The sequence below is a fragment of the Duganella hordei genome (assembly GCF_040369125.1).
GTDB classification, from domain to species: domain Bacteria; phylum Pseudomonadota; class Gammaproteobacteria; order Burkholderiales; family Burkholderiaceae_D; genus Rugamonas; species Rugamonas hordei.
The window spans coordinates 294785-319527 of sequence record NZ_BPWI01000001.1 but is presented as its reverse complement, the minus strand read 5'-3'; the positions used below and the strand labels follow the sequence as shown (position 1 = coordinate 319527).

The window sequence follows — 24743 nt, the reverse complement described above, 5'->3', positions numbered from 1 at the left end:
ATTGACACAATCGTGCAGGACAGGCCTCAAAAAGCTGGACAGGAACCGTTTGTAGATTAAAATGGCGCCCAATTTGGATTCCCCACAAGGGAGTCTCGATCCCCTTTTCACAGATCCATAAAATTAGGAGAAGCCGCATGAGCGGTGCTACCACCACCAATACGGAAGTCGCCATTCCCGAATTCAAGCAGATCATGGGCCACCCTGCTCCGCTGTGGATGTTGTTCATGACAGAATTCTGGGAGCGCTTCGCGTTCTACGGCATCCGCTGGGCGCTCGTGCTCTACGTCGTCGCCCAGTTCCACAACGGCGACCCATCCGGCCAATCCGCCGCCAACCTGGTGTACGGCTCCTACCTCGCGCTGGTGTACGCCGCCGCGCTGTTCGGCGGCTATGTCGCCGACCGCGTATTGGGCTACCAGCGCTCGATCCTGGTCGGCGCCGCCTTCATGTCGGCCGGCCTGTTCATGATCGCCTTCCCCAACGAGACCGTGTTCCAGTTCGGCCTGGCCACCATCATCGTCGGCAACGGCATGTTCAAGCCGAACATCTCGACCATGGTCGGCAAGCTGTATAGCGTGGCCGATACCCGCCGCGACTCCGGCTTCACCATTTTCTACATGGGCATCAACTCCGGCGCGCTGGTCGCACCGGTGCTGACCGAGTGGCTGGCTGCCACCGTCTTCGGCCACAACGGCATGCCCGCTTACAAAGTGGTGTTCATGTCGGCCGGCGTCGGCATGTTGATCAGCCTTGTATGGTTCTTCATCGGCCGCCGCAACCTCAAAGGCATCGGCGCCCCGGACGCATCCAACGCCGATCCAAAGCGCCTGCTGTACGTGATCGTCGGTTCGCTGTTCGTGATTCCGGTCGTGTACTTCCTGCTGGCCGCCGGCGCCAACAAGCTGCAGGCCGTGCTGTCGGTGCTGTTCGTGCTGCTGTCGGTGATGCTGATGGTCGAAGGGATCAGGAACGGCAAAGTGGCGCGCGACAAGGTCATCGCCATGCTGGTGATCTTCTTCTTCAATATCATGTTCTGGATGTTCTTCGAGCAGGCGGGCAGCTCGTTTACCTTCCTGGCCGAGAACATCATCAACCGCAAGATGTTCGGCGACTGGATCTTCCCGGTGGCGTGGTTCCAGACCGTGAACTCGCTGGCCATTATCGCCTTCGCTCCGGTGATCGCGTTCATCTGGGTCATGCTGGGCAAGAACAACCCTTCGATCCCGCGCAAATTCGGCCTGGGCCTGTTGTTCAACGGCTCGGCCTTCGGCCTGCTGATGTACGCGCTGTCGATGCTGGTCGATATCGACAACAAGATCCCGTTCTGGACCCTGTTCATGGTCTACGTGCTGCAATCGGTCGGTGAGCTGTGCCTGTCGCCTATCGGCCTGTCGATGGTGACCAAGCTGGCGCCTACGCGCCTGGTGGGCCTGGGCATGGGCGGCTGGTTCCTGTCGACCGGTATCGGCAACAACCTGTCGGGCATCTTCGCCTCGGCGGTCAGCGGCGAAAGCGGCATGTCGGTGACGTCGGCGCTGTCCGGCTACACCTTCGGCTTCTGGTCGCTGATGGCGGGCGGCGTGCTGCTGTTCCTGCTCGCACCGTTGATCCAGAAGCTGATGCACGGCGTGAAGTAAAAAGCCAGACTATGAAAAACGGCGCTTGATTCAAGCGCCGTTTTTTTATTTGATCGGATGCGCAAGCAGCCAGGCTTGCAGCGTGTCGCCGGCGTCCTGCGGCAGGTGCAGGCCCAGTTTCGAGCGCCGCCACAGGATGTCCTGCGCGGTGCGCGCCCATTCGTAGCGGCGCAGGTATTCCACTTCCGCCGCGTACAATCCCGGCGCGATCTCGTCCCCCATCCCATCGATGCCCTCTTTCTGCGCCAGCAGCGTGTGGATGCGCGTGCCGTAGGCGCGGGCATAGCGCATCGCCAGCAGCGGCGGCAGCCAGCTGTAGCGGGCGCAGACCCCGTTCACCCAGGTGTCGAATTCCTTGACCGAACGGTTCTGCGGTTCGGCGCCGAACAAGTCGCCGCCCGGCAGGCAGGCGTTGTGGGTCCAGCCGCCGTGGCGGTTGCCCAGCGCCTTGGCGATCTGGTCGACCGCCTCCTCGGCCAATTTGCGGAAGGTGGTGATCTTGCCGCCGAAAACGCTGAGGATGGGTGCGCCGTCGCTGTCGACCTCCAGCCGGTAGTCGCGGGTGACGGCCTTGGCGTCCGCGCCATCCTCCACCAGCGGACGCACGCCCGAGTAGGTCCACACCACGTCGTCCGGCACGATGGGCTGGACGAAATACTCGCTGGCCAGCTGGCACAGGTAGGAGATTTCATCCGCGCTGATGGCGACCTGGTTGGCGTCGCCGTGATAATCGAGATCGGTGGTGCCGATCAGCGTGAAGTCGCGCTCATACGGAATGGCGAACACGATGCGGCCATCGCGGTGCTGGAAGATGTAGGCATTGTCATGCTCGAAGATGCGCCTGACGATGATATGGCTGCCCTTGATCAGCCGCAGGTGGCCGCCGCCCTCCTTCGGCACCGCCGCATGCAGGAAGTCCGCCGTCCACGGCCCGGCCGCGTTGACCACGAAGCGGGCATTGACGCGGATGTCGCCGCAGCCGGCCTTGTGCAGCGCCGCCTCCCAGCCGCCGGTCTTGCGCACCAGCGCGGTGCAGGCGGTCTGGGTCAGGATGGTCGCGCCCTTCTCGCAGGCGTCGATGGCGTTCAGCACCACCAGCCGCGCGTCGTCGACCCAGCCGTCCGAATAGATAAAGCCGCGCCGGAATTCCGGCTTGAGCGGCTTGCCCGCCGGGTGGCAGCGCAGGTTGATGCCGGCCGACGCGGGCAGCAGCTCGCGCTTGGCCAGCAGGTCGTACAGCATCAGGCCGGCCCGTATCAGCAGCGCCGGGCGCTGGCCTTCGGCATGCGGCATCACGAAGCGCAATGGCCACATGATGTGCGGCGCGGCGCGCAGCAGCACTTCGCGCTCGATCAGCGCCTTGCGCACCAGGTTGAATTCGTAGTACTCCAGATAGCGCAGGCCGCCGTGTATCAGCTTGGTGGAAGCGGACGACGTGTGCGAAGCCAGGTCGTCCTTCTCGCACAGCACCACCGACAATCCCCGCCCCGCCGCATCGCGCGCGATGCCGGCGCCATTGATGCCGCCTCCCACCACCAGGACATCGCAATCGAGAGTGTGCTGCGGTTCCGCCATGTCTTCCCCGGTAGAGCAAATAGATGTAGATACCTAGTACGTTACGACAAAATCACCATTAGTCATAGGGCTGAGCGGCCAAATTTGCACAAATTATCAGTTTCTCTTTAAGTGTGGCCAAATTTTGATGGTCTATAATCCGGTAACCGATGCAACCGTGAGACTGAGTTTTGACTGCTTCCCCCATCGATTTCTCCAAGTGGCTCACCCGCCGTAATGCCATCCGCGGCTTCATCCTGGCCGGCGTCGCCGCGCTGGTGGCCGGCGCCCTGCTGCTGGGCTACCTGCTGCTCTACGTGGCCCCCAACCTGCCGTCGCTCGACGTCATCACCGACTACCGGCCCAAGATCCCGCTGCGCATCTACACCGCCGACAACGCCCTGATCGGCGAATTCGGCGAGGAGCACCGCGATTTCGTGCCGATCAAGGACATCCCCGAGATGATGAAGAAGTCCGTGCTGGCGATCGAGGACAAGCGTTTTTATGAACATAATGGCATCGACTGGCGCCGCGCGCTGGGCGCCGCGCGTGCCAACCTCGGCGGCGCCATGCGCCAGGGCGGCTCCACCATCACGATGCAGGTGGCGCGCAACTTCTTCCTCACGCGCGAGAAGTTCTACGGCCGCAAACTGAATGAAGTCATGCTGGCTTATAAGATCGAGGCCGCGCTCACCAAGGAACAGATCCTCGAGCTGTACATGAACCAGATCTACCTGGGCCAGCGCTCGTTCGGCTTCGGCGCGGCGGCGCAGGTCTACTTCGGCAAGTCGCTGAAGGACCTCGATGTCGCCGAGATGGCGATGCTGGCCGGCCTGCCGCAGAATCCCGCCCGTCACAACCCGGCCGTCAATCCCAAGCGCGCCAAGCAACGCCAGCACGTGGTGCTGAAGTCCATGCGCGAGCTGAATTACATCACCGAAGACCAGTACCAGAAGGCGCTGCACGAGACGCTGCACGTCAGCCACAAGGGCCAGGAATTCGACACCCACGCCGAGTACGTGGCCGAGCTCGCGCGCCAGGTGGTGTATGCGCAGTTCAAGGAAGATTCGTACACCAAGGGCATCAGCGTCTACACGACGATCCTGAAGGCCGACCAGAATGCCGCCTATGAGTCGATGCGCCGCAATGTGCTGAACTACGACCAGCGCCACGGCTATCGCGGCCCGGAAGCCTTCATCACGCTGCCGGCCGGCGAGGACGAGCGCGACGACGCCATCGAGGAAGCGCTGCAGCGCCGCCCGGGCAGCGACCGCCTGATACCGGCCGTGGTGCTGGAAGCGGGCCCCAAGGCGGTCAAGGTGCAGAACCCGTTTGGCGAGGAAATCACCATCACCGGCGACGGCCTGAAACTGGCGTCCAACGCGCTGAGCGAGAAGGCCAAGGACACTGTGCGCCTGCGTCCGGGCGCGGTGATCCGCATCATGCAGGACAAGAAGACATGGAGCATCACCCAGGTGCCGCAGGTATCGGCGGCGTTCGTGTCGATGGACATGGTCAGCGGCGCCTACCATGCGATGGTCGGTGGCTTCGATTACAACCTGCAGAAGTTCAACCACGTGACGCAGGCCTGGCGCCAGCCCGGTTCGTCGATCAAGCCTTTCGTGTATTCGGCGGCGCTGGAAAAAGGCTTCTCGCCGGCGACGATGATCAACGACGTGCCGCTGGACCTGACCGGCGCGGAGACCGGCAACGAGCCGTGGAGCCCGAAAAACGACGACGGCAAGTTCGACGGCCCCATCACCATGCGCCGCGCGCTGGCGGAATCGAAGAACGTGGCGTCGGTGCGCATCCTGCGTTCGATCACCGTGCCGTTTGCGCATAACTACCTGGGCAAGTTCGGCTTCGACCTGTCCAAGCATCCGAAAAACCTGACCATGACGCTGGGCACCGGCTCGGTCACGCCCAACCAGCTGGCCGGCGCCTACGCCGTGTTTGCCAACGGCGGCTACACGGTGGAACCCTATTTGATCGCCAAGATCGTCGACGGCAACGGCAAGCTCATTTCCGAGGCCAAGCCGCGCACCACGCTGCCCGACGACGCCCGCGTGCTCGATCCGCGCAATGCCTTTGTCATCGACGGCATGCTGCGCGAGGTCACGCGCTCGGGCACCGGCGCGGCCGTGGGCAAGCTTGGCCGCGCCGACCTGGCCGGCAAGACCGGCACCTCCAACGACGCGGTCGACGGCTGGTTCGCCGGTTACGGCGGCGGCATCGTGGCGGTGTCGTGGATGGGCTTTGACGATTCCAAATCGCTGGGCGGCAAGGAGTTCGGCGCGACGGCGGCGCTGCCGATCTGGATCGACTACATGAAGGTGGCGATGCAGAATCGTCCGGCGCAGGAACGCCAGGTGCCGACCGGCCTGACCCAGGTGGGCGGCGAATGGCTGTACGACGAGTTCACCGGCGACGCCGCGCGCCACTCGCTGGACATGGACGAAGCCGACGCGGTGCCGGGAGCGGAGAACGTCACGCCGCAGCCTACGGGCGCAACGCCACCGCCACCACCGTCCAACTAAGGGGCGAGATAGCCGCGCATCATGCGCACGGCGCTATCGGCAAACTGGTCCGGGCTGACATCGGCAGCCCGGTACTTCCAGCGCTTCACATACCAATCCTGGAACATGGCCATCACGTGCGCGGCCAGCAGTTCCGGCTTGCCTTGCGCCCGCCGCGGCATCTGCGCGATCACCCCGGCGATCAGCGCCTGCACATGCAGCTCCGATTCCTTGGCCGTGTTGCGCTGCGCCGCCTGCAGCACGCGCGAATCCATGAAGACGAAGTAGAACCACGGCTGCAAGATCTCAGACACGTAGATCGAGGCCCGCACCAGCGCTTCCAGCTTGTCCAGCGGATCGGTGACGTCCTCGAACATGCGCGGCATTTCGTGGGTGGCGTGGCGCACCACGTCCTCGATCATTTCCGCCAGTTGGTCCTTGCCGCTGATGTAGCCATACAGGCCGCCCATCGACAGCCCCGTCTCGCGGCACAGGTCGCGCAGGTTCATCGCGCGGAAGCCGACGTCGTTGGCGAGCTTGAAGGTGGCGCGGAATATCTTTTCCAGATTTTCCAGCGCAGGTTTGCGGCGCTTGACCGTGATGCGCCCGGCATTGTGGTCGAGCAGATAGGCCCAGATATTTTCGCCGTCCAGCGGCGTCATCGCCTGGAATTGTTGGAAGTCGAATTGTGCCTGCAAGGTTGTCTCGATGTGATTTTTGGTCCGATTATAGCGCAGGAAAACAACTCCGCTCAGCAGGAATGCAATTTGGCTCCGCAGGCCTAGCGTGCGGACTGCAAGGCCAACGGCTCGGTGCTACATTTTACTGACCGGGACGCATATCCGGATCACAAAATAATCGGAGACCACAAATGCAAAAACGCTTCTGGAAGATCGTCGCGATTTGTCTGATCGCCCTCACCTCACTGCCCGCCCCGTCCTGGGCCGCCGGCTACACGCAGACCAAATACCCGATCGTGCTGGTGCACGGCCTGTTCGGTTTCGACAGCGTGGGCCCGGTCGACTACTTCTACGGCATCGCCTCGGCGCTGCGCAGCGGCGGCGCCGATGTCTACGTGACGTCGGTGTCGGCGGCCAACAGCACCGAGGTGCGCGGCGAGCAGCTGCTGGTGCAGGTCAAGCAGATCCTGGCCGCCACCGGCGCCGCCAAGGTCAACCTGATCGGCCATAGCCATGGCGGCCCGACCGCGCGCTACGTGGCATCGGTGCGGCCGGACCTGGTGGCGTCGGTCAGCAGCGTGGGCGGCGTGAACAAAGGCTCCAAGGTGGCCGATGTGCTGATCGGCGCCGTGCCGAACGTGACCTACAGCCTGGCCAACGCGGTATCGGGCTTGATCAGCTTCCTGTCCGGCAGCCCGACCTTGCCGCAGAACGCGCGCGCGGCGGCGACCTCGCTGAGCACCGCCGGCACGCTGGCGTTCAACAGCCGCCATCCGGAAGGCGTGCCGACGTCCGCCTGCGGCGAAGGCGCGTACCAGGTGAACGGCGTGTCCTACTTCTCGTGGAGCGGCGCCCAGCCGTACACCAACGTGCTCGACGCCAGCGATCCCGTGCTGGCGCTGACCGCGATCGCCTTCGACGGCGCCAAGAACGATGGCCTGGTCAGCAGCTGCTCCAGCCACCTGGGCCGCGTGATCCGCGACGACTACGCATTGAACCATCTCGATGAAGTCAATCAGCTGATCGGCATCACCAATCTGTTCGAGACCAGCCCGGTGACCATCTTCCGCCAACAGGCCAATCGCCTGCAGGGCCTGGGACTGTAAGGAGCGGCAATGAACACAAACGCAAAACTGTCGTGGCTCATGGCGCTGGCCGCCGTCCTCGGTGCCGGCCTGTATCTGACGCAGGCGCGCAACGAGGCGCCAACGGCGCCGGCCAAACCCGCCGATGCTAACTATTTTGCGTTTGTGCGCTCGATGGAGGGCACGCGTCCCGACGGCGATATCCGCCAGGACGGTGCCGACAAGCTGGCCGTCAACGCCGAACTGGCCTACCTGTTCGACTACTACCTGGCCGGATTGGGCGAGAAGCCGCTGGACGCGATACGCACCGAAATCGGCCGTGAGCTGGATCGCCGCCTGAGCGCGAAGCCGGCGGCCCAGGCCAGGCGGTTGCTGGACGCCTATCTGGCCTACAAGCGCGCGCTGGTCGACGTCGAGCGCGGCCTGCCGGTGGTGGCGGATCAGGCGCAGGGCGCGCGCCAGCGGATGGACGCGATGCGCCGCCTGCGCCTTGCCTACTTCAGCGCGGAGGAAGCCGAAGGCCTCTTCAGCGCGACCGACGCCTACGACCTCGATGCGCTGGTACGGCTGGAAATCAACAACGACAAGAGCCTGACCAGCGCGCAGCGCAAGGAGCGCATCGCCGCGCTGGACGCGCGGCTGCCGCAAAAAGTACGCGAGGAACGCGAAGCGCCGACCAAGGTGCTGCGGTTGGAGGAATCGGTGGCGCAGGCGCGCGCGCAAGGAGCTGGCGACAATGAGATCTACCGCATGCGCTCAAGCGCCCTGTCGCCCGAAGCCGCCGCGCGGCTGGCCAACGTCGACCGCGAGGAAGCCGACTGGCAGCGCCGCATCGCCGCCTACCAGGCGCAACGGCAACAACTGCAGCAACAAAACCGCACCGACCCTTCCGCACTGCAGCAATTGCGGGACAATGGTTTCACCAGCGACGAGCAGAAGCGGCTGGCGGCATACGAATAAAAAAAGGCAGCCACTAGGGCTGCCTTACTGTACTACTGCGCCAGATAGTGGCTTGCTTTATTGTTGGTTCTCGTCGGTCAATATGATGCTCCGTCGGGATACCGTCAATCACATTCTTTCAGTCTGTGGCGCCGAGTGCACAGTTGTAGGTTAAGCTTGCGGTTTTGACACTCGGAACACCGAAACATGGAACCACTGGACATCGTCGACACCCAGAACGACACCCCCGCCACCGGCAAGAAACTCAACGCCACCGTCGCCATCACCGTCGCCCTGCTGGCCACCTTCATGGGCATCTGCAAGGTCAAGGACGACAACATCAACCAGGGCATGCAACAGGCCCAGGCCAACCGGGTCGACCACTGGGCGTTCTACCAGGCCCGCAACGTGCGCGAGGAAGTCGCCAAATCCACCGTGGTGCAACTGCGATTGGCGGCGGCTGGCAAGCCGGCGGCGGAACAGGCGGCGTATCAGGAAGCGATCCAGCAATATGAGAAGGTGGCGCAGGATCAGGCCAGCAAGAAGGCCGAAGCCAAGGCGCAGGCCGAGGAGGACCAGAAAACCTACGACGCGGCCAATTTCAAGGACGACCAGTTCGACCTGTCCGACGCCCTGCTGGCGATCGCCATTTCCCTGCTGGCCATCACCGCGCTGACCCAGTTGTGGGCGCTGTACTTCACGGCGCTGGTGCCGACCGCCTTCGGCGTGCTGATGGGCTTGTCCGGCCTGGCCGGCTGGGGCCTGCACCCGGACTCGCTGATCGCGCTGCTGTCCTAAGAGCTCACCCGCCGATCACGCGGTTGCGGCCGGAGCGCTTGGCCTCGTACATGGCGGCGTCGCCGGCCGAGATCAGGCGTATCAGGTCGTAGCCGTGCTCGTCCGAAGAGACCACGCCCACGCTGGCGGTGTAGCGCACCGACAGCGCGTCGATCTCCACCAGTTCCAGTTCGATGCGGGCGCGCAGCCGTTCGGCGACCTTGGTCGCCCCGTCCAGATTCAGGCCGTCGAGCACCAGCACGAACTCCTCGCCGCCAAAGCGCGCCAGCAGGTCGTAGGGCCGCAGCTCCAGCCTGAGCACCTGCGCGATATGCCGCAGCACCTCGTCGCCGACCGGGTGTCCATAGGTATCGTTGATCAGCTTGAAATGGTCGACATCGACCATGATGAGCGCCATGCTGCGGGAGGCGCGCAGTGCGCGCAAAGCGACCCGCTTGCCGTGGATTTCCAGCCCGGCGCGGTTCAGCGCACCGGTCAGCGCATCCAGCGTCGACAGGTGGCGCAGGCGTTCGGCATAGCGCCACATCACCATCAGGATCAGGCCGAAGGCGATGCAGACCTGCGACAGCGGAATCGCCAGCAAGGTCATGCCCATCACCCGCGAACTGGCGACGTCGCCCGCATCGGCGTTGAGCAGCATGTGCGCGCCGCGCAGGAACATGGCCAGGCCCAGCACCGTGAAGCCGATCAGGCTGATGGCGATGCCGCGCCAGCCGCCATGCCGCGCGATCGTCGCCGCACACCACCAGTTGAGCAGGGCAAAATAAAAACCGCTAAAGCACAGCCGCGCGCGCAGGCTGGGGACGATGACGGTAAAGTAAGCAGGTATCAACATCGCCAGCGCGGTGGCGATGGCGACGGTGCGCCATGGCAGCGTGTCCGAGCCATGCACGCGCAGGCCGCGCAGCACCAGCATATTGCCGAACGCGATCACGCCATAGCCGAGAATAGCGTTGAAGATGGGCGGGGCGCTGTCCAGGTTGGCCATCGCCAGGCCGAGCGCCACCAGCAGGTTGCCCGCCGCCCACCAACGCAGTTCGGGCGGACTGCCGGAATAGCATGCGGAAGCAATCAGCAGCGCCGTCGTCAACAGCGTGATGCAGACTTGAACCAGCAATAAGGTGTCGAAATTGAGCACGCTGAGGTCCGTCCTGATGATGTGACAATGTATCTCAGTGCAACACAGGTGGCAATCGCTCATGCAAAATAGAAACAAAAAACCGCAGACGGCCGGTCAAATTCGCGGAGGAAACCGCGCATATCGGTTAAAGTGGCGCTTATAGCAATTTATCCATTTCAGCCATGGCCTACCCTATCGAGCACAAGCTGGTCATCGGCATCGCCTCCAGCGCGCTGTTTGACCTCACCGAATCGCACAAGATCTACCTGGAAGGCGGCGCCGAGGAGTACCGCAAATACCAGGAACAGAATATCGACGTCATCCTCGGCAAGGGCGTGGCGTTTCCGTTCATCCGCCGCTTTCTCGGCATCAACAAGCACTACGCGCAATCGGCGCCGGTCGAGGTGGTGCTGTTTTCGCGCAATTCCCCGGAAACCGGGCTGCGGGTGATGAATTCCATCGCCCACTACGGGCTGGACATCTCGCGCGCCTGCTTCGTCACCGGCCAATCGCCGTACACCTATCTGCCGGCCTTCAATACCTCGCTGTTCCTGAGCGCCAATGAGGAAGACGTGCGCAACGCGCTGGCGGCCAACTATCCAGCCGGGCTGGTGCTGCCGTCGCGCACCGAGGACGACGACAGCGACGCCGAGCTGCGCGTGGCCTTCGACTTCGACGGCGTGATCGCCGACGACGAATCGGAAACCGTCTTCAAGCGCAACAACGACGTCGACGAATTCCACGCCCACGAACGCGAGCGGGTGGCGATTCCGCACCAGCCCGGCCCACTGGCCGACCTGTTCCAGAAGCTGTCGCTGATGCAGCGGCTGGAGGAGCGCGCGCAGCGGCGCGATCCGTCGTACAGGAAGATCCTGCGCATCGCCATCATCACGGCCCGCAGCGCGCCGTCGCACGAGCGGGTGGTGACCACGCTGAAGAGCTGGGGCGTTTCCGCCAATGAAACTTTTTTCCTCGGCGGCATGGAAAAGGCGCGGGTGCTGGGCATCTTCAAGCCGCATATATTCTTCGACGACCAGCTCAGCCACCTGAAGTCGGCCGGCGGCAATATACCGATGGTGCATGTGCCCTTCGGCATAGCCAACCGGCCGCCCAAGCCGGCGTGAACGGCAGGCGGCGGCGGAGCGGGGCTTCGACTATAATGTCGGCAGGTCCCTCACTCCCCCTACCGTTGAATGGCTGTTGTGTCCCTGGTCTTAAAAAAATCCCTCCCCAAACCCGGCACCCGCTTCGCCCTGCCCGCGCTGCACGGCTCGTCGGATGCCTACGCCCTGGCGCTCACCGCGCTGGAATTGAAATCCCAGGGCCGGATGCTGGCCGTGATCGTCGCCAGCGCCAGCGACGCCCAGCGCCTGCTCGACGAGATTCCATGGTTCGGCGGCGACCAGCTGCGCTGCCATCTGCTGCCCGATTGGGAGACCCTGCCCTACGACGCCTTCTCGCCGCACCAGGACCTGGTGTCCGAGCGCCTGGCCACGCTGCACGAAATCTCCAGCGGCCAGTGCGACGTGATGCTGGTGCCGGCCACCACCGCGCTGGTGCGCATGGCGCCGCCGTCGTTCCTGGCGGCCTACACCTTCTTCTTCAAAAAAGGCGAGTCGCTCGATGAAGCGCGCCTGAAGTCGCAATTGAGCCTGGCCGGCTACACCCACGTGACGCAGGTGATGTCGCCCGGCGAATACTCGGTGCGCGGCGGACTGATCGACCTGTTCCCGATGGGTTCCGCGCTGCCCTACCGCCTCGACCTGTTCGGCGACACCATCGAAACCATCCGCACCTTCGACGCCGACACCCAGCGCTCGCTGTACCCGGTCAACGAGGTGCGATTGCTGCCGGGCCGCGAATTCCCGATGGACGAAGCGGCGCGCACCACCTTCCGCAACCGCTGGCGCGAGCAGTTCGAAGGCGATCCCTCGCGCACGGTGGTGTACAAGGACATCAAGAGCGGCATCGCCTCGGCCGGCATCGAGTACTACCTGCCGCTGTTCTTCGACGAGACGGCCACGCTGTTCGACTATCTGCCGCAAGGCGCAGCGCTGGCACTGGTGGGCGACATCGACGCCGCCATCAAGCGCTTCTGGACCGACACCGGTTCGCGCTACCGCTTCCTGAAGGCCGACCGCGACCGCCCCATCCTGGCGCCGGAAGCGCTGTTCCTGTCGGACGAGCAGTTCTTCACGCTGGCCAAGCCCTACGGCCGGCTGGTGATATCGAAAGATAACGACGGCAGCGCCTCCGAACTGTCCGCGCCGGTGCCCAACATCGCCGTCAACCGCCACACCGACGACCCGCTGACCAACCTGCGCGCCTACCTGCTGCAGGCCGGCCGCCGCGTGATGATCTGCGCCGAATCGAACGGCCGCCGCGAAACGCTGCAGCAGTACTTCAACGAATACAACCTGGCCTTGACGCCGGTCGAGGGCTACCAAGGCTTCGTCACGTCCGATGCGAAGCTGATGTTGGGCGTGGCGCCGCTGCACGCCGGCTTCGAGCTGTCGACGCCGGACGAGAACATCATCTTCATCACCGAGACCGAGCTGTATGCCGGCTCCGGCCGCCGCGTCGGCAAGAAGAAGCAGGAAGCGGTCACGCAGGTCGAATCGATGGTGCGCGACCTGTCGGAGCTGAAGATCGGCGACCCGGTGGTGCACATCAACCACGGCATCGGCCGCTACATGGGCCTGACCAGCATGGACCTGGGCGAAGGCGAGACCGAGTTCCTGCATCTGGAATACGCCAAGGACACCAAGCTGTACGTGCCGGTGTCGCAGCTGCACGTGATCTCGCGCTACTCCGGCGCCTCGCCGGACGACGCGCCGCTGCACTCGCTGGGCTCCGGCCAGTGGGAAAAGGCCAAGAAAAAAGCCGCCGAGCAGGTGCGCGACACCGCCGCCGAGCTGCTCAACCTGTACGCCCGCCGCGCGCTGCGCCAGGGCCACTCGTTCGAATATTCGGCGCACGACTACGAGCGCTTCGCCGACAGCTTCGGCTTCGACGAAACGCCGGACCAGCAGGAAGCGATCAACAACGTCATCAAGGATATGACGTCCGGTAAACCGATGGACCGGCTGGTCTGCGGCGACGTCGGCTTCGGCAAGACCGAGGTGGCGCTGCGCGCGGCCTTCATCGCCGTCATGGGCGGCAAGCAGGTGGCGATCCTGGCGCCGACCACGCTGCTGGCCGAACAGCACGCGCAAACCTTCGCCGACCGCTTCGCCGACTGGCCGGTGCGCATCGCCGAAATGTCGCGCTTCCGCAGCGGCAAGGAGATCACGCAGGCGATCAAAGGCATGGCCGACGGCACGCTCGACATCGTCATCGGCACCCACAAGCTGCTGTCGGACGACGTCAAGTTCACCCGCCTCGGCCTGGTCATCATCGACGAGGAACACCGCTTCGGCGTGCGCCAGAAGGAAACGCTGAAAGCGCTGCGCGCCGAGGTCGACGTGCTGACCCTGACCGCCACGCCGATCCCGCGCACGCTGGGCATGGCGCTCGAAGGCCTGCGCGACTTCTCCGTCATCGCCACCGCGCCGCAAAAGCGCCTGGCGATCAAGACCTTCGTCCGCAGCGAAGGCGAATCGATCATCCGCGAAGCCTGCCTGCGCGAACTGAAACGCGGCGGCCAGGTGTACTTCCTGCACAACGAGGTCGAGACCATCCAGAACCGCATGGCGATGCTGACCGAACTGCTGCCGGAAGCGCGCATCGCCGTGGCTCACGGCCAGATGCACGAACGCGACCTGGAAAAAGTGATGCGCGACTTCGTGGCGCAGCGCTTCAACATCCTGCTGTGCACGACGATTATCGAAACCGGTATCGACGTGCCGACCGCGAACACTATCATCATGCACCGCGCCGACAAGTTCGGCCTGGCGCAGCTGCACCAGCTGCGCGGCCGCGTCGGCCGTTCGCACCACCAGGCCTATGCCTACCTGCTGGTGCACGACCTGCTGTCGCTGACCAAGCAGGCGCAGCGCCGGCTGGACGCGATCCAGCAGATGGAGGAACTGGGCAGCGGCTTCTATCTGGCGATGCACGACCTGGAAATCCGCGGCGCCGGTGAAGTGCTGGGCGACAGCCAGTCCGGCGAGATGACCGAGATCGGCTTCCAGCTGTATTCGGACATGCTGAACGAGGCGGTGCGCTCGCTCAAGGCCGGCAAGGAGCCGGACCTGGCGGCGCCTTTGGCCACCACCACCGAGATCAACCTGCACGTGCCGGCGCTGCTGCCGGCCGATTTCTGCGGCGATGTGCACGAACGGCTATCGATTTACAAGCGCATGGCCAACTGCACCGTCCAGGACAAAATCGACGACATGCAGGAAGAGATGATCGACCGCTTCGGCAAGCTGCCGGACGCGGTCAAGGCGCTGATCGAAACGCACCGCCTGCGCATCGCCGCCAAGACGGTCGGCATCATCAAGATCGACGCCCATGGCGAAGCGGCCACGCTGCAGTTCATGGCCAAGCCGCCGATCGACCCGATGCGCATCATCGAACTGATACAGAAAAACCGCCAGATCAAGCTCAATGGCCAGGACAAACTGAAGATCACCGCCGCCATGCCGGACCTGGCGGCGCGTGTCGCGCAAATCAAAGGCGCCATCAAACAGTTGACCGCCTGACGCATACCACGTAATTTAAACACTTAGCCCAAAAAACGCTAATGCCTTTTATGAAAAACACCATGAATTTAGTACTGCAGGGGCTTGACGATTGCAAGGCCCGACTGGAGCGTATCGCCGCGCTCACCGCACCCAAAAGCCTGACATGGCTGAGCGACCGCGCCGTCCGTTGCGAAGGCATCGCTTTCTCGCCCGCGCTGCGCCAGACCATCGAAGTGGCGGCGCAAGCGGCGCAACTCGACGCCACCTATTCCATCGGCATCCACAAGATGAGCGAATTCAAGCTCGTGGCGATGGACATGGATTCGACGCTGATCACCATCGAATGCATCGATGAAATCGCCGACATGCAGGGGCTGAAGCCGCAGGTGTCCGAGATCACCGAGGCGGCCATGCGCGGCGAGCTCGATTTCTCCGAGAGCCTGAAGCGGCGCGTGGCGCTGCTAGAAGGCCTGGATGCGTCGGCGCTGGAGCGCGTGTACACGGAGCGCCTGCAGCTGTCGCTGGGCGCCGAGGCGATGCTGAAGGCGGTACAGCAGGCCGGCTTGAAAACGCTGCTGGTATCGGGCGGTTTTACCTTCTTCACCTCGCGCCTGAAAGAGCGTCTGGGGCTGGACTACACCCACGCCAACGAACTGGAAATCGTCGACGGCCGCCTCACCGGCCGCGTGGTCGGCGGCATTGTCGATGCGGACGAAAAGAAGCGCACGGTGGAACGCGTCTGCGCGGAACTGAGCATCAAGCCATCGCAGGCGATCGTCATGGGCGACGGCGCCAACGACCTGAAGATGATGAGCATCTCGGGCATGTCGGTGGCGTTCCGCGCCAAGCCGGTGGTGCGCGAGCAGGCCAACGTCGCGTTGAACTTCGTCGGCCTCGACGGCATCCTGCCACTGCTGACCTGAGCGGCGCGGCGGCCCCGTTGCCGCCCTGCCTGCACTTCTATTCCTGCCTGCGCGCCACCTGCCGGTCCGGGCCGCGCAGGCGGACGCCCGCCACGCTGCCGTTGTCGCGCTGGTCGAACTCCACCCGCACGCCTCCCCAGCGCGTGACGAACACGCCGTCCCCGGCCGGCACCACCTCGATCGGCGTGTCGTTGTTCATCCGCACAAACAATTTATTGCCGCGCTGTGTGACGGTCAACAGCCGCCCGTCGGCCAGTTCGTACTGGCCGCGATAATCCTGTAGGTCCGACGCGGGCAGCGTTTTTTCGGCAGCCCCGGCGGCGCCGGCCATGCAGCAGCCCAGCGCCAAAGCCAATACTAAAGTACGCATGATATTTTCCATCCAGGTCAAGATCGCCATCGCTCACAATGTGGATGGCAACATGCACACTTTAGACAAAATAATCACGGCTTGCGCGCGAAATCCGACCAACACCGCCGCGACGGCGATGAAAGGTCGTTATGGAGGGATGGACGGGAGGCCCGGGTTCGCCTATTGCGGCTTGGGCGGGCGGATGCCGGTGTATTGCGCCGACGCCAGCTTCCACTTGCCGCCCTCGTTCACCGCCACGTAGCCGGCGCGGAAGGCAAAGCTGCGCTTCTCGGCGCCCATGGTCATGGTGCCGCTCAGCTTGACCAGGATGGTGCCGGTGCCGCCGTAGGTGCGGATGGCCGGTTCGGAGACTTCCATCGTTGGAGCCTCGCGCTTGTTGGCCGACAGATAGAAGCCCAGCACTTTTTCGCGCGGATCGACTTCGCCGACCGGCGATATCTCGTAGAAATCGCGCGTGACGATGGCGTCGATCTTCGACGGCTCGAAGTCGCGCTGCGCTTCGGTATAAGCCTGCACCAGTTTCAGCAACTGCTGCTGCGCCGTTTCCTCGGCGTGCAGCGGGAAGGATGCGATGGCGATGGCTGCGAACAAAATAGATTTCATGATTTCCCCTTATGGTGCGGCTGGCGCGACATTGATGACCGGCTCCTGCGCGTTGGCGACATTCAAAATAAAAGTGTATTTGCCCGGCCTTGGGATCTCGACCGACAGATTCGGGCCGACAGCATCCATGACCTGCGCGGCGCCCAGCGCCACCTGCTGGTCGTCCTCCAGGCCGCCCAGGTCGACGGTTTTGAAATCCTCCGAGCCGACCTTGAAGTCGTAGCGTCCCGGCGCCAGTTCGATGGTGGCAGCGTAGCTGCCGGCCCCGGTCTTTTGCAGGCGGTCGCGGATGCCCCATTCGTTCATGTCGCCGCGCAGATAAAGCGCGGCCGTATCGTAGTCCGGTTCCACATCGGGCACCTTCAGCATGGGGATGCGCCGGCCGCCCTGCACCAGCGTTATCGACTCGACCGCGCCGGCGGCGTTGCGCTTGATTTCGCCTTGCGCGTCGATCAGGCGGCCGAAGAACCGGTCCGGCGACTCCGCATACACCGGCAGCGCGCGCTGGCCGTCCAGCCGCGCCGTCATCTGCCCACCGCGCTCGCGCACCCAGAAGCGGCGGCCATTGGGCATCGCATAGGCACCCAGCACGCTGGAGACCTGCTCCGGCGTCAGCGCGACCGCCTTGCGCTCGGACGGCAGCAGCGTCGTGTCGCCGCGTGCCACCGCCGACAAGGCATAGCTAAATGGATCGAGCTGACTGCCTTCCACGTTGCTCAACACGATGACGCTGATCTTGTCGGCGACGCGATAATGCAGTTCGGTGGAGAAGCCCTCGATGCCGCCATTGTGCGCAAGTTCCTTGCTGCCCGGCGCTTCGCGCACCGCGAGGCCGTAGCCGTAGCCGGACTCGTAGGCGGTGGTCATCGCCTGCAGCGCGCCGGCGGACAGCAGCTTGCCCTCGTACAGCGCGCGCTGCCAGCGCAGCAGGTCGGCGGTGGTGGAATACAGCGCGCCGGCGCCGTGCGGAATGCTCATGTTGATAAAGCCGGCGTTGGCGATGCCGCTCTTGCCGCGTGCATAACCGGCGGCGCGGTTGGGCAGGATGGCGGCGTTCCAGTCGTAGCCGGTGTCCTTCATGCCCAGCGGCTCGAAGATATTCTTGCGCAGGAAGGTGGCGTAGCTGTCCCCGCTCACCTGTTCGATCAATTGGCCCAACAGCACATAGCCGGTATTGCTGTATTCGAATTTGGAACCGGACTCGAACCGCAATGGCAGATCGCGCACCAGCGCGGCGATTTCCGCCGGCTTTTTGGTGAACGGCTCTATCGACTGGTACTCCTTCTGCGACGTGAAGTTGGCGATGCCCGAAGTGTGGTTCAGCAGCTGCGCAATGGTGATCTTGCTCCAGGCGGCCGGCAGGTCAGGCAGATATTTGCTGACCGGCTCCGACACTTTGAGCTTGCCCCGATCCTCCAGCAGCAGCACGCCGGCCGCCGTGAACTGCTTGGTCACGGAGCCCAGCCGGAACTTGGTGCTGGGCGCGTTGGGGATGTTCCATTCGAGGTTGGCGGAGCCGTAGCCCTTGTCCAGCAAGACCCGGTCGCCTTTGGCCACCAGCACGGTGCCCGAGAATTTGCTGGTGGCGGCAAAGGAATCGGCGACGGCTTCCAGCCGCTTGACGTCCTGCGCCTGAACCACGACGCTGAACGTGAGGGCCGCGGCAAGGCCGGCGGCATGCATCCACTTGCGGTGTTGCGACATATGTTCTCCCGGTGCGGATCGCGCTCAAGTGGCGATCGACCGGCATATGCTGCCATCAACTTATTTTTATAGCAACGCTTATTTTTTCTCGTTCTCGCGCAGCTGCTGCGGCAGGCCGTACATGACGATCAGCGCGCACAGCAAGGTCGAGCCGCCGATGACGTACAGCGCCGGCGTGGTGCTGCCGGTCAGGTCGCGCACCCGGCCCACCATCACCGGGCTGACGATGCCGCCCAGCTGGCCCAGCGTGTTAATCAGCGCGATGCCGCCCGCCGCGCCGGCGCCGGTGACCAGCTTGGGCGGCAGCGCCCAGAAGGCCGGAATCGCGGCGACCACGCCGGCGCCCAGCACGCCCAGCGCCACGATCAGCAAGCCGGTTTGCTTGTCAAAGATGCCGGCGCTGAAGAAACCCAGCGCCGCCAGCACCAGCAGGCCGGTGACGAACTTGCGCCGCTCGCCGCTGGCGTCCGACATGCGCCCCACCACCACCATGCAGATCGCGCCGCAAATATAGGGCACGGCGGTCAGCAGGCCGATGATGGTCGGGTTTTGCGTGCCTGCGCTGCGGATCAGGTGCGGCGCCCAGAAGTTCAGGCCATACGACGCGACCTGGATCAGGAAGTACACCAGTCCCAGCGTCAGGAAGCCCGGGGTCTTGATGGCGCTCAGCAGTGAATGGCCGCCTTGCTGCGGCGCGCTCTGCTCGATGCGGCTGCGCAGCAGGGCCTTCTCGTCGGCGGACAGCCAGCCGGCGTCCTCGATGCGGTCCTTCAGCTGGCTCAGCACCACCAGCCCCAGCGCGATGCACGGCAGGCCGCCCAGCATGAACAGCCAGTGCCAGCCGCGCATGCCGGCCACGCCTTCCATGTGGCCGAGGATCAGGCCCGATACCGGCGCGCCGAACAATCCGGCGAAGGCTGAAGCCAGGAACAGCATCGACGTGATGCGGCCGCGGAAGGTGGTTGGGAACCACAGCGTCAGGTAGTACAGCACGCCGGGCGCGAAGCCCGCCTCCATCGCGCCGATGATGAAGCGCAGGCCGTAGAACTGCCATTCGCTGGACACGAACACCATCGCCGTCGTGGCCAGGCCCCACGAGATCATGATGCGGGCGATCCAGCGCCGCGCGCCGACCTTGTAGAGGAACATATTGCTCGGCACTTCGAACAGCACGTAGCCGACCACGAACAGGCTCGCGCCCAGGCCGTAGGCGGTGTCGCTCAGTCCCAGGTCACCCTGCAGCTGGAACTTGGCGAAGCTGATGTTGATGCGGTCGAAAAAGGCGAACAGATAGCAGATCATAATCAGCGGCATGATGCGCCAGGCCGCCTTGCGGACAACCGTGGCTTCGTCGAGTACCGCCGGTGCGGCCGCGTTGCGGGCGGCCAGTGTGGTGTGGCTTTGCATGGTAAGTCTCCTGATCCGGCGCTGCGTGGCGCCGGCTATTGTTTTAAAAGGATGATGCGGCGGTGATTCAGGCCGCCGCCGGTACAGCCGGCCGCGTTGCCGATATCGATGCCGGCGCCGGATGCAGGTCGCAATTGCGGCCGGCCTTGGCCACCTGCCCCGCCGTGTCGTGGCCCAGCAGTTGCGGCAGGCGGCGCGACATCGCGATCAGCAGCGGCAAGTCGATGCCGGTGGCGATTCCCATTTCTTCGCACATGTTCACCAGGTCCTCGGTACAGATGTTACCCGAGGCGCCCGGTGCGAAGGGGCAACCGCCCAAGCCGCCCAGCGCGGCGTCGAAACGCCGCGCGCCGGCTTCATAGGCCGCCAGCACATTGGCCAGGCCGAGGCCGCGCGTGTTGTGGAAGTGCAGCGTCAGTGCCTTGGCCGGCACCCGCTCCAGCACGCGCCGCACCAGCCGCGCCACCTGACGCGGGTTGGCCATGCCGGTGGTGTCGGCCAGCGTGATGCCGCCGACGCCCAGCGCCAGGTAGCGGTCGACCAGCTTCAGCACGCGGTCTTCCGCGATCGCGCCCTCGAACGGGCAACCGAAGGCGGTGGCGACGGTGCCGTTCAGCGTGACCGCCGTACGGAAGCCGTCGACGCTATAGGCGCTGGCGGCGTCGCGGTTGACGGCCGCCGTCAGCGATGCCACCGCCGCAAATGCCGTCATCGAATCGTCGCCGCTCATGCCCATGTTGGCGCGGTTGTGGGTCTGGCTGGCGGACAGCACCAGATTGAGCTCATCGGCGCCAGCCTCCAGCGCGCGCTGGGCGCCCTTCAGGTTCGGAATCAGCGCGACATAGATCACGCCAGGCGCGCGGCGGATGCGGGAAAACACCTCGGCGCCGTCGCGCAGCGCCGGTATCGCCTTCGGCGACACGAAGGAGCCGGCCTCGATGCGCGAGAAGCCCGCGCCGGACAGCTGGTTGATCAGGCTGACCTTTTCATCGGTCGGCACCCAGACGGGTTCTATCTGCAGGCCGTCGCGCGGGGCGACTTCCTGGACGATCAGGCGGTCCGCGCTCATTGCACCACCCCTTCCTGTTGCAGGCGGGCGATCTGCTGCGCGCTCATGCCCAACTCCGTCAATACCGACGCCGTATGCTGGCCCAGCGACGGACCTTGCCAGTTGACCTGCCCCGGCGTCTCCGACAGCTTGGGCACGATACCCGGCATCTTCACCCGCACGCCGCCCGGCAGCTCGGCCTGCAGCACCATGTCGCGCGCCAGGTAGTGCGGGTCGGCGACGATGTCGGCGGCCGAATAGATGCGTCCCGCCGGCACGCCGGCCTGCTCCAGCTGTGCCAGCGCATCGGCGATCGGCAGCGACGAGGTCCAGCCGGCGATGGCCGCGTCCAGCAGGGCCACGCGCGCCACGCGGCCGTCGTTGTGGGCGAACTTGGGATCGTCGGCCAGGTCGGCGCGGCCGATGGCCTGCATCAGGCGGCGGAAAATCGGATTGCTGTTGCCGGCGATGACGATGTAGGCGCCGTCGCGGGTCGGGTAGGTGTTCGATGGCGCGATGCCCGGCAAGGCGCCGCCGCTGCGCTCGCGCACATGGCCCAGCAGGTCGTATTCCGGCACCAGGCTTTCCATCAGGTTGAATACGCTTTCCACCAGCGACACGTCCACCATCTGGCCATCGCCCTGCCCGCTCTTGACGCGCAACAGCGACATCAGCGCGCCCATCACCGCATGCAGCGAGGCCAGCGAATCGCCAAGGCTGATGCCGGCGCGGGCCGGCGCGCCATCGGGTTCGCCGGTGGTGTAGCGGATGCCGCCCATCGCCTCGCCGATGGCGCCGAAGCCGGGACGCTCCTTGTACGGGCCGGTCTGGCCGTAGCCGGAGATGCGCACCATCGTCAGCTTGGGGTTCAGTTCGTGCAGCACGTCCCAGCCCAGGCCGAGCTTTTCCATCGCGCCCGGCTTCAGGTTCTCGATCAGCACGTCGGCATTGCAGGCCAGCTGGCGGATGATGTCCACGCCCTCGGCCGACTTCAGGTTGACGGCGATGGATTTCTTGTTGCGCGACTGCAGATACCACCACAGCGAGGTGCCTTCGTGCAGCTTGCGCCATTTGCGTATCGGGTCGCCGTCGCCCGGCGCCTCGATCTTGATCACTTCGGCGCCGAATTCGGCCATCAGCCGCGCGGCGAACGGCGCGGCGATCAGGGTGCCGATTTCAATGACGCGAATTCCGGTGAGCGGTCCGCTCATGATTGTCTCCTGTCGTTTTAGCTAATGAATGACAGGATAGGAAATGGCGGCGCCGGCGTCCAACCGCAAATCCGCAAGCAGCGTTCGCGAAACGCGAACGCTCGGCGTTACGCGGCGGCGCGCGCCTCGGCGCTGCGCAAATGCTGGAACAGCGCCTGCGTTGCCGGCGACAGGCCGGCCGGATCGCGCACCACGATCCTCAGTTCACGCTCGGCCCATTGGTCGTCCAGCGCCACGGCGGCCAGCCCCAGCGGACGGCCGATGGCGTTGAACACGTCGCGCGGGATCAGGCCGACGCCCATGCCCACCTGGGCCATGCGGCAGACGGCATCGAAGCCCGGCACGTGGATGCGCACCTTCAGCAGCTTGCCCGCCGCGCGCGAGGCCAGGTGGCTGCGGGCGTTGATGGAACTGTCGGTATGCAGGCCGACATGGTCGTAGTCCAGCGACTCCTCGAACGCGACGCTGGCGCGCGCGGCCAGCGGATGATCGGCGCGCGCCACCAGTACCAGCTGGTCGCGGCGGTACAGCTCCGTGTGCAGGTCGCGCGTGTCGACGTCGCCGGAACAGATGCCGATATCGGCCCAGCTGTCCTCCACGCCCTTGACCACGCTGCCGCTGGGACGCTCTTCCAGGTCGAGCTTGACCTGCTCGTGCTGTTGCAGGAAGCCGCGCAGATCCTCGGGCAGGAACTCGACGATGGCCGACAGGTTGGCCACCATGCGCACGTAGCCGCGCACGCCCTGCGCATGCTCGGCCAGTTCCAGGCCGATCTTCTCGACGCTGAGCAGCATGCGGCGCGCGTGGGTCAGCAGCGTCTCGCCGGCCGGCGTCAGGTCCATGCCGCGCGCCTTGCGCACGAACAGCGCCACGCCGATGGCCTGCTCCAGCTCCAGCAGGCGTTTGCTGGCGGCCGATACGGCGATGGCCTCGCGCTCGGCGGCCTTGGTCAGCGTGCCTTCCTCGTGGATGGCCAGGAACAGCTGCAGGGTCGTCAGGTCCAGGCGCCGCAGCAGGTTATTCAGCGCCACCTTATTTCGCCTTCAGCGCGGAGATCAGGCCGTCGGAAGCGTCCTCGATATAGTCGAGCACCAGGTCGAAGCCCTTGCCGCCGCCGTAGTACGGATCGGGCACCACGTCGGATCCGCTGCGGCTGGCATGCGCCATGAACAGGCCGAGCTTGTGGCGATGCTGCGGCGGACAGGCCGCCTCCAGCAGGCGCAGATTGTCGTGGTCCATCGCCAGCACATGGTCGAATTGCTCGAAGTCGCTGGCGGCCACCTTGCGCGAGCGCTGCGCCGACAAGTCGTAGCCGCGTTTGGCTGCGAACTCCATCGAACGCGTGTCCGGCGGCTCGCCCACGTGATAGCCGTGCGTGCCGGCCGAATCGATGACGAAGCGCCCGGCCAGGCCGGCCTCCTCCACCCGGTGGCGAAACACGCCTTCAGCCGTCGGCGAACGGCAGATGTTCCCCATGCATACGAAGAGAACCGAAATTGGCTTGCCCATGAAAACACTCAGTCAATCTGGAGAAGCAGCTACCGTACGCCAGATGGAAGCACATTGCTATAATTGAAAAATGACCAACACTGACCCAAACCTATCCTGCGGTTGCCGCCTGCTCAGCGTCCAAGACGCTGTCCAGGGCGCGGCCATTCCCCTGGCCCTGCTGTATCCAGCCGTCGGCGCGGAGAGCGAGGAGCACTTCGGCCCGTACCCGTTGGAGGTGGCGAAGGACTCGCCGCCGACTGCGGGGAGCTGGCCGCTGGTCGTTATCTCGCACGGCAATTCGGGCACGCCGTGGGCGTACCGCCAGATGGCCAAGCACCTTGTGCAGGCAGGCTACGTGGTCGCGCTGCCGGCCCATACCGGCAATACGCGGCTGGACAATACGCTGGCCGGCACCGCCGCCAATTTGGAAAACCGGCCGCGCCACATCTCGCTGAGCATCGATGCTGCGCTGGGAGACGCCGTGCTCGGCGCGCATATCGCCGACGCACGCGTGGCGGTGATCGGCCATTCCATCGGCGCCTACACTGCGCTGGCCGTTGCCGGTGCTCAGCCCTGGACCGGCCCGCACGAAAGCAAGGGCGCGCCGCCCAGTCCCGTCAAGGTCCGCGCGGACAGCCGCGTGCGCGCGCTGGTGCTGCTCAATCCAGCGACGCCCTGGTACGTGGCCGGATCATTCAGCGAGGTGCGGGTTCCCATCCTGATCCGCACCGGAGAGCAGGACAAACTCACGCCGCTCGAGCATGCATACAGGGTCATAGACGGCGTCCCGGACGCGTCGCTGGTGGAGCACAAGGATATCCCCGGCGCCAACCACTTCGCCTTCATGAGCAAGTTCCCGCCCGAGATGACACGGCCGAACTTCCAGCCTTCGCAGGACCTGCCCGGCTTCGACCGCGAGGCGATCCAGCCCGAACTGTTCGCCGACATCACCGCTTTTCTGACGCGGACACTGTGCGCCGTTTAGTCCTGCTTGTCGTTATACTAAGTTGTAGCTTTTAAAAA

Annotated in this window: 20 protein-coding genes; 9 read left to right on the top strand and 11 right to left on the bottom strand. The window is 64.6% G+C overall.

Going from position 1 to position 24743, the window contains the following annotated elements; all coding sequences use genetic code 11:
• The first annotated feature begins 137 nt into the window (after positions 1-137).
• On the top strand, positions 138-1640 hold the full coding sequence (locus tag ABWW33_RS01330) for a peptide MFS transporter (protein ID WP_353398041.1): 1503 nt from the start codon (positions 138-140) through the stop codon (positions 1638-1640).
• 45 nt (positions 1641-1685) lie between these two features.
• Here the strand turns inward: ABWW33_RS01330 and glpD are convergent, their stop codons facing one another.
• Positions 1686-3215: a glycerol-3-phosphate dehydrogenase gene (glpD, locus tag ABWW33_RS01325; RefSeq protein WP_353398038.1), complete on the bottom strand. Its 1530-nt coding sequence runs from the start codon at positions 3213-3215 to the stop codon at positions 1686-1688.
• A 170-nt stretch (positions 3216-3385) separates the two neighbouring features.
• Here glpD and ABWW33_RS01320 point away from each other — a divergent pair, with 170 nt between their 5' ends.
• Positions 3386-5731, top strand: coding sequence for a penicillin-binding protein 1A (locus tag ABWW33_RS01320; protein ID WP_353398035.1), 2346 nt, complete (start codon positions 3386-3388; stop codon positions 5729-5731).
• Here ABWW33_RS01320 and ABWW33_RS01315 read toward each other — a convergent pair.
• Positions 5728-6408 (bottom strand): TetR/AcrR family transcriptional regulator, encoded by a 681-nt coding sequence (locus ABWW33_RS01315; RefSeq protein ID WP_353398032.1) that lies wholly within the window; start codon positions 6406-6408, stop codon positions 5728-5730. The two genes, ABWW33_RS01320 and ABWW33_RS01315, sit on opposite strands and share 4 nt — an antisense overlap.
• Positions 6409-6581: 173 nt before the next feature.
• Here ABWW33_RS01315 and ABWW33_RS01310 point away from each other — a divergent pair, with 173 nt between their 5' ends.
• From ABWW33_RS01310 to ABWW33_RS01300, 3 genes are all read left to right on the top strand, one after another.
• The gene (locus ABWW33_RS01310; RefSeq protein WP_353398030.1) at positions 6582-7496 is read left to right on the top strand and encodes a lipase family alpha/beta hydrolase; all 915 of its coding nucleotides are present in this window, start codon (positions 6582-6584) and stop codon (positions 7494-7496) included.
• A gap of 9 nt (positions 7497-7505) precedes the next feature.
• The gene (locus ABWW33_RS01305; RefSeq protein WP_353398027.1) at positions 7506-8435 is read left to right on the top strand and encodes a lipase secretion chaperone; all 930 of its coding nucleotides are present in this window, start codon (positions 7506-7508) and stop codon (positions 8433-8435) included.
• A 186-nt stretch (positions 8436-8621) separates the two neighbouring features.
• A complete protein-coding gene (locus ABWW33_RS01300) occupies positions 8622-9212 on the top strand; it encodes a DUF4337 domain-containing protein (protein ID WP_353398024.1) in 591 nt (196 codons plus the stop codon).
• A 4-nt stretch (positions 9213-9216) separates the two neighbouring features.
• On the opposite strand, the gene ABWW33_RS01295 is transcribed toward ABWW33_RS01300, so the two are convergent.
• Positions 9217-10350, bottom strand: a complete 1134-nt coding sequence (locus ABWW33_RS01295) for a GGDEF domain-containing protein (protein WP_353398021.1) — start codon at positions 10348-10350, stop codon at positions 9217-9219.
• A 164-nt stretch (positions 10351-10514) separates the two neighbouring features.
• On the opposite strand from ABWW33_RS01295, the gene ABWW33_RS01290 reads away from it, so the two are divergent.
• The 3 genes from ABWW33_RS01290 (at position 10515) to serB (ending at position 15883) form a co-directional block, all read left to right on the top strand.
• On the top strand, positions 10515-11456 hold the full coding sequence (locus tag ABWW33_RS01290) for a 5'-nucleotidase (protein WP_176650402.1): 942 nt from the start codon (positions 10515-10517) through the stop codon (positions 11454-11456).
• Positions 11457-11534: 78 nt separating this feature from the next.
• The gene (mfd, locus tag ABWW33_RS01285; RefSeq protein WP_353398017.1) at positions 11535-14978 is read left to right on the top strand and encodes a transcription-repair coupling factor; all 3444 of its coding nucleotides are present in this window, start codon (positions 11535-11537) and stop codon (positions 14976-14978) included.
• A gap of 62 nt (positions 14979-15040) precedes the next feature.
• Entirely contained in the window at positions 15041-15883 is an 843-nt protein-coding gene (serB, locus tag ABWW33_RS01280) for a phosphoserine phosphatase SerB (protein ID WP_353398015.1), read from the top strand.
• A gap of 37 nt (positions 15884-15920) precedes the next feature.
• Here serB and ABWW33_RS01275 read toward each other — a convergent pair whose 3' ends face one another.
• From ABWW33_RS01275 to ABWW33_RS01240, 8 genes are all read right to left on the bottom strand, one after another.
• Positions 15921-16253 carry a DUF3471 domain-containing protein gene (locus ABWW33_RS01275; protein ID WP_176650399.1) on the bottom strand — a complete coding sequence of 111 codons (333 nt, stop codon included), beginning with the start codon at positions 16251-16253 and terminating at the stop codon, positions 15921-15923.
• 162 nt (positions 16254-16415) lie between these two features.
• A complete protein-coding gene (locus ABWW33_RS01270; RefSeq protein ID WP_353398012.1) occupies positions 16416-16859 on the bottom strand; it encodes a nuclear transport factor 2 family protein in 444 nt (147 codons plus the stop codon).
• 9 nt (positions 16860-16868) lie between these two features.
• A complete protein-coding gene (locus tag ABWW33_RS01265; protein WP_353398009.1) occupies positions 16869-18563 on the bottom strand; it encodes a serine hydrolase in 1695 nt (564 codons plus the stop codon).
• Between the two features lie 78 nt (positions 18564-18641).
• Positions 18642-19970 (bottom strand): MFS transporter, encoded by a 1329-nt coding sequence (locus tag ABWW33_RS01260; RefSeq protein WP_176650396.1) that lies wholly within the window; start codon positions 19968-19970, stop codon positions 18642-18644.
• Positions 19971-20037: 67 nt separating this feature from the next.
• Positions 20038-21039 (bottom strand): hydroxymethylglutaryl-CoA lyase, encoded by a 1002-nt coding sequence (locus ABWW33_RS01255; protein ID WP_353398004.1) that lies wholly within the window; start codon positions 21037-21039, stop codon positions 20038-20040.
• Positions 21036-22229 (bottom strand): CaiB/BaiF CoA transferase family protein, encoded by a 1194-nt coding sequence (locus ABWW33_RS01250; protein WP_353398001.1) that lies wholly within the window; start codon positions 22227-22229, stop codon positions 21036-21038. Before ABWW33_RS01250 ends, ABWW33_RS01255 begins: the two co-directional genes overlap by 4 nt.
• A gap of 107 nt (positions 22230-22336) precedes the next feature.
• Positions 22337-23260, bottom strand: a complete 924-nt coding sequence (locus tag ABWW33_RS01245; RefSeq protein ID WP_353397998.1) for a LysR family transcriptional regulator — start codon at positions 23258-23260, stop codon at positions 22337-22339.
• A gap of 1 nt (position 23261) precedes the next feature.
• Positions 23262-23738, bottom strand: a complete 477-nt coding sequence (locus ABWW33_RS01240; protein WP_353397995.1) for a low molecular weight protein-tyrosine-phosphatase — start codon at positions 23736-23738, stop codon at positions 23262-23264.
• A gap of 70 nt (positions 23739-23808) precedes the next feature.
• On the opposite strand from ABWW33_RS01240, the gene ABWW33_RS01235 reads away from it, so the two are divergent.
• On the top strand, positions 23809-24705 hold the full coding sequence (locus ABWW33_RS01235; protein ID WP_353397992.1) for an alpha/beta hydrolase family protein: 897 nt from the start codon (positions 23809-23811) through the stop codon (positions 24703-24705).
• Positions 24706-24743: the final 38 nt, after the last annotated feature.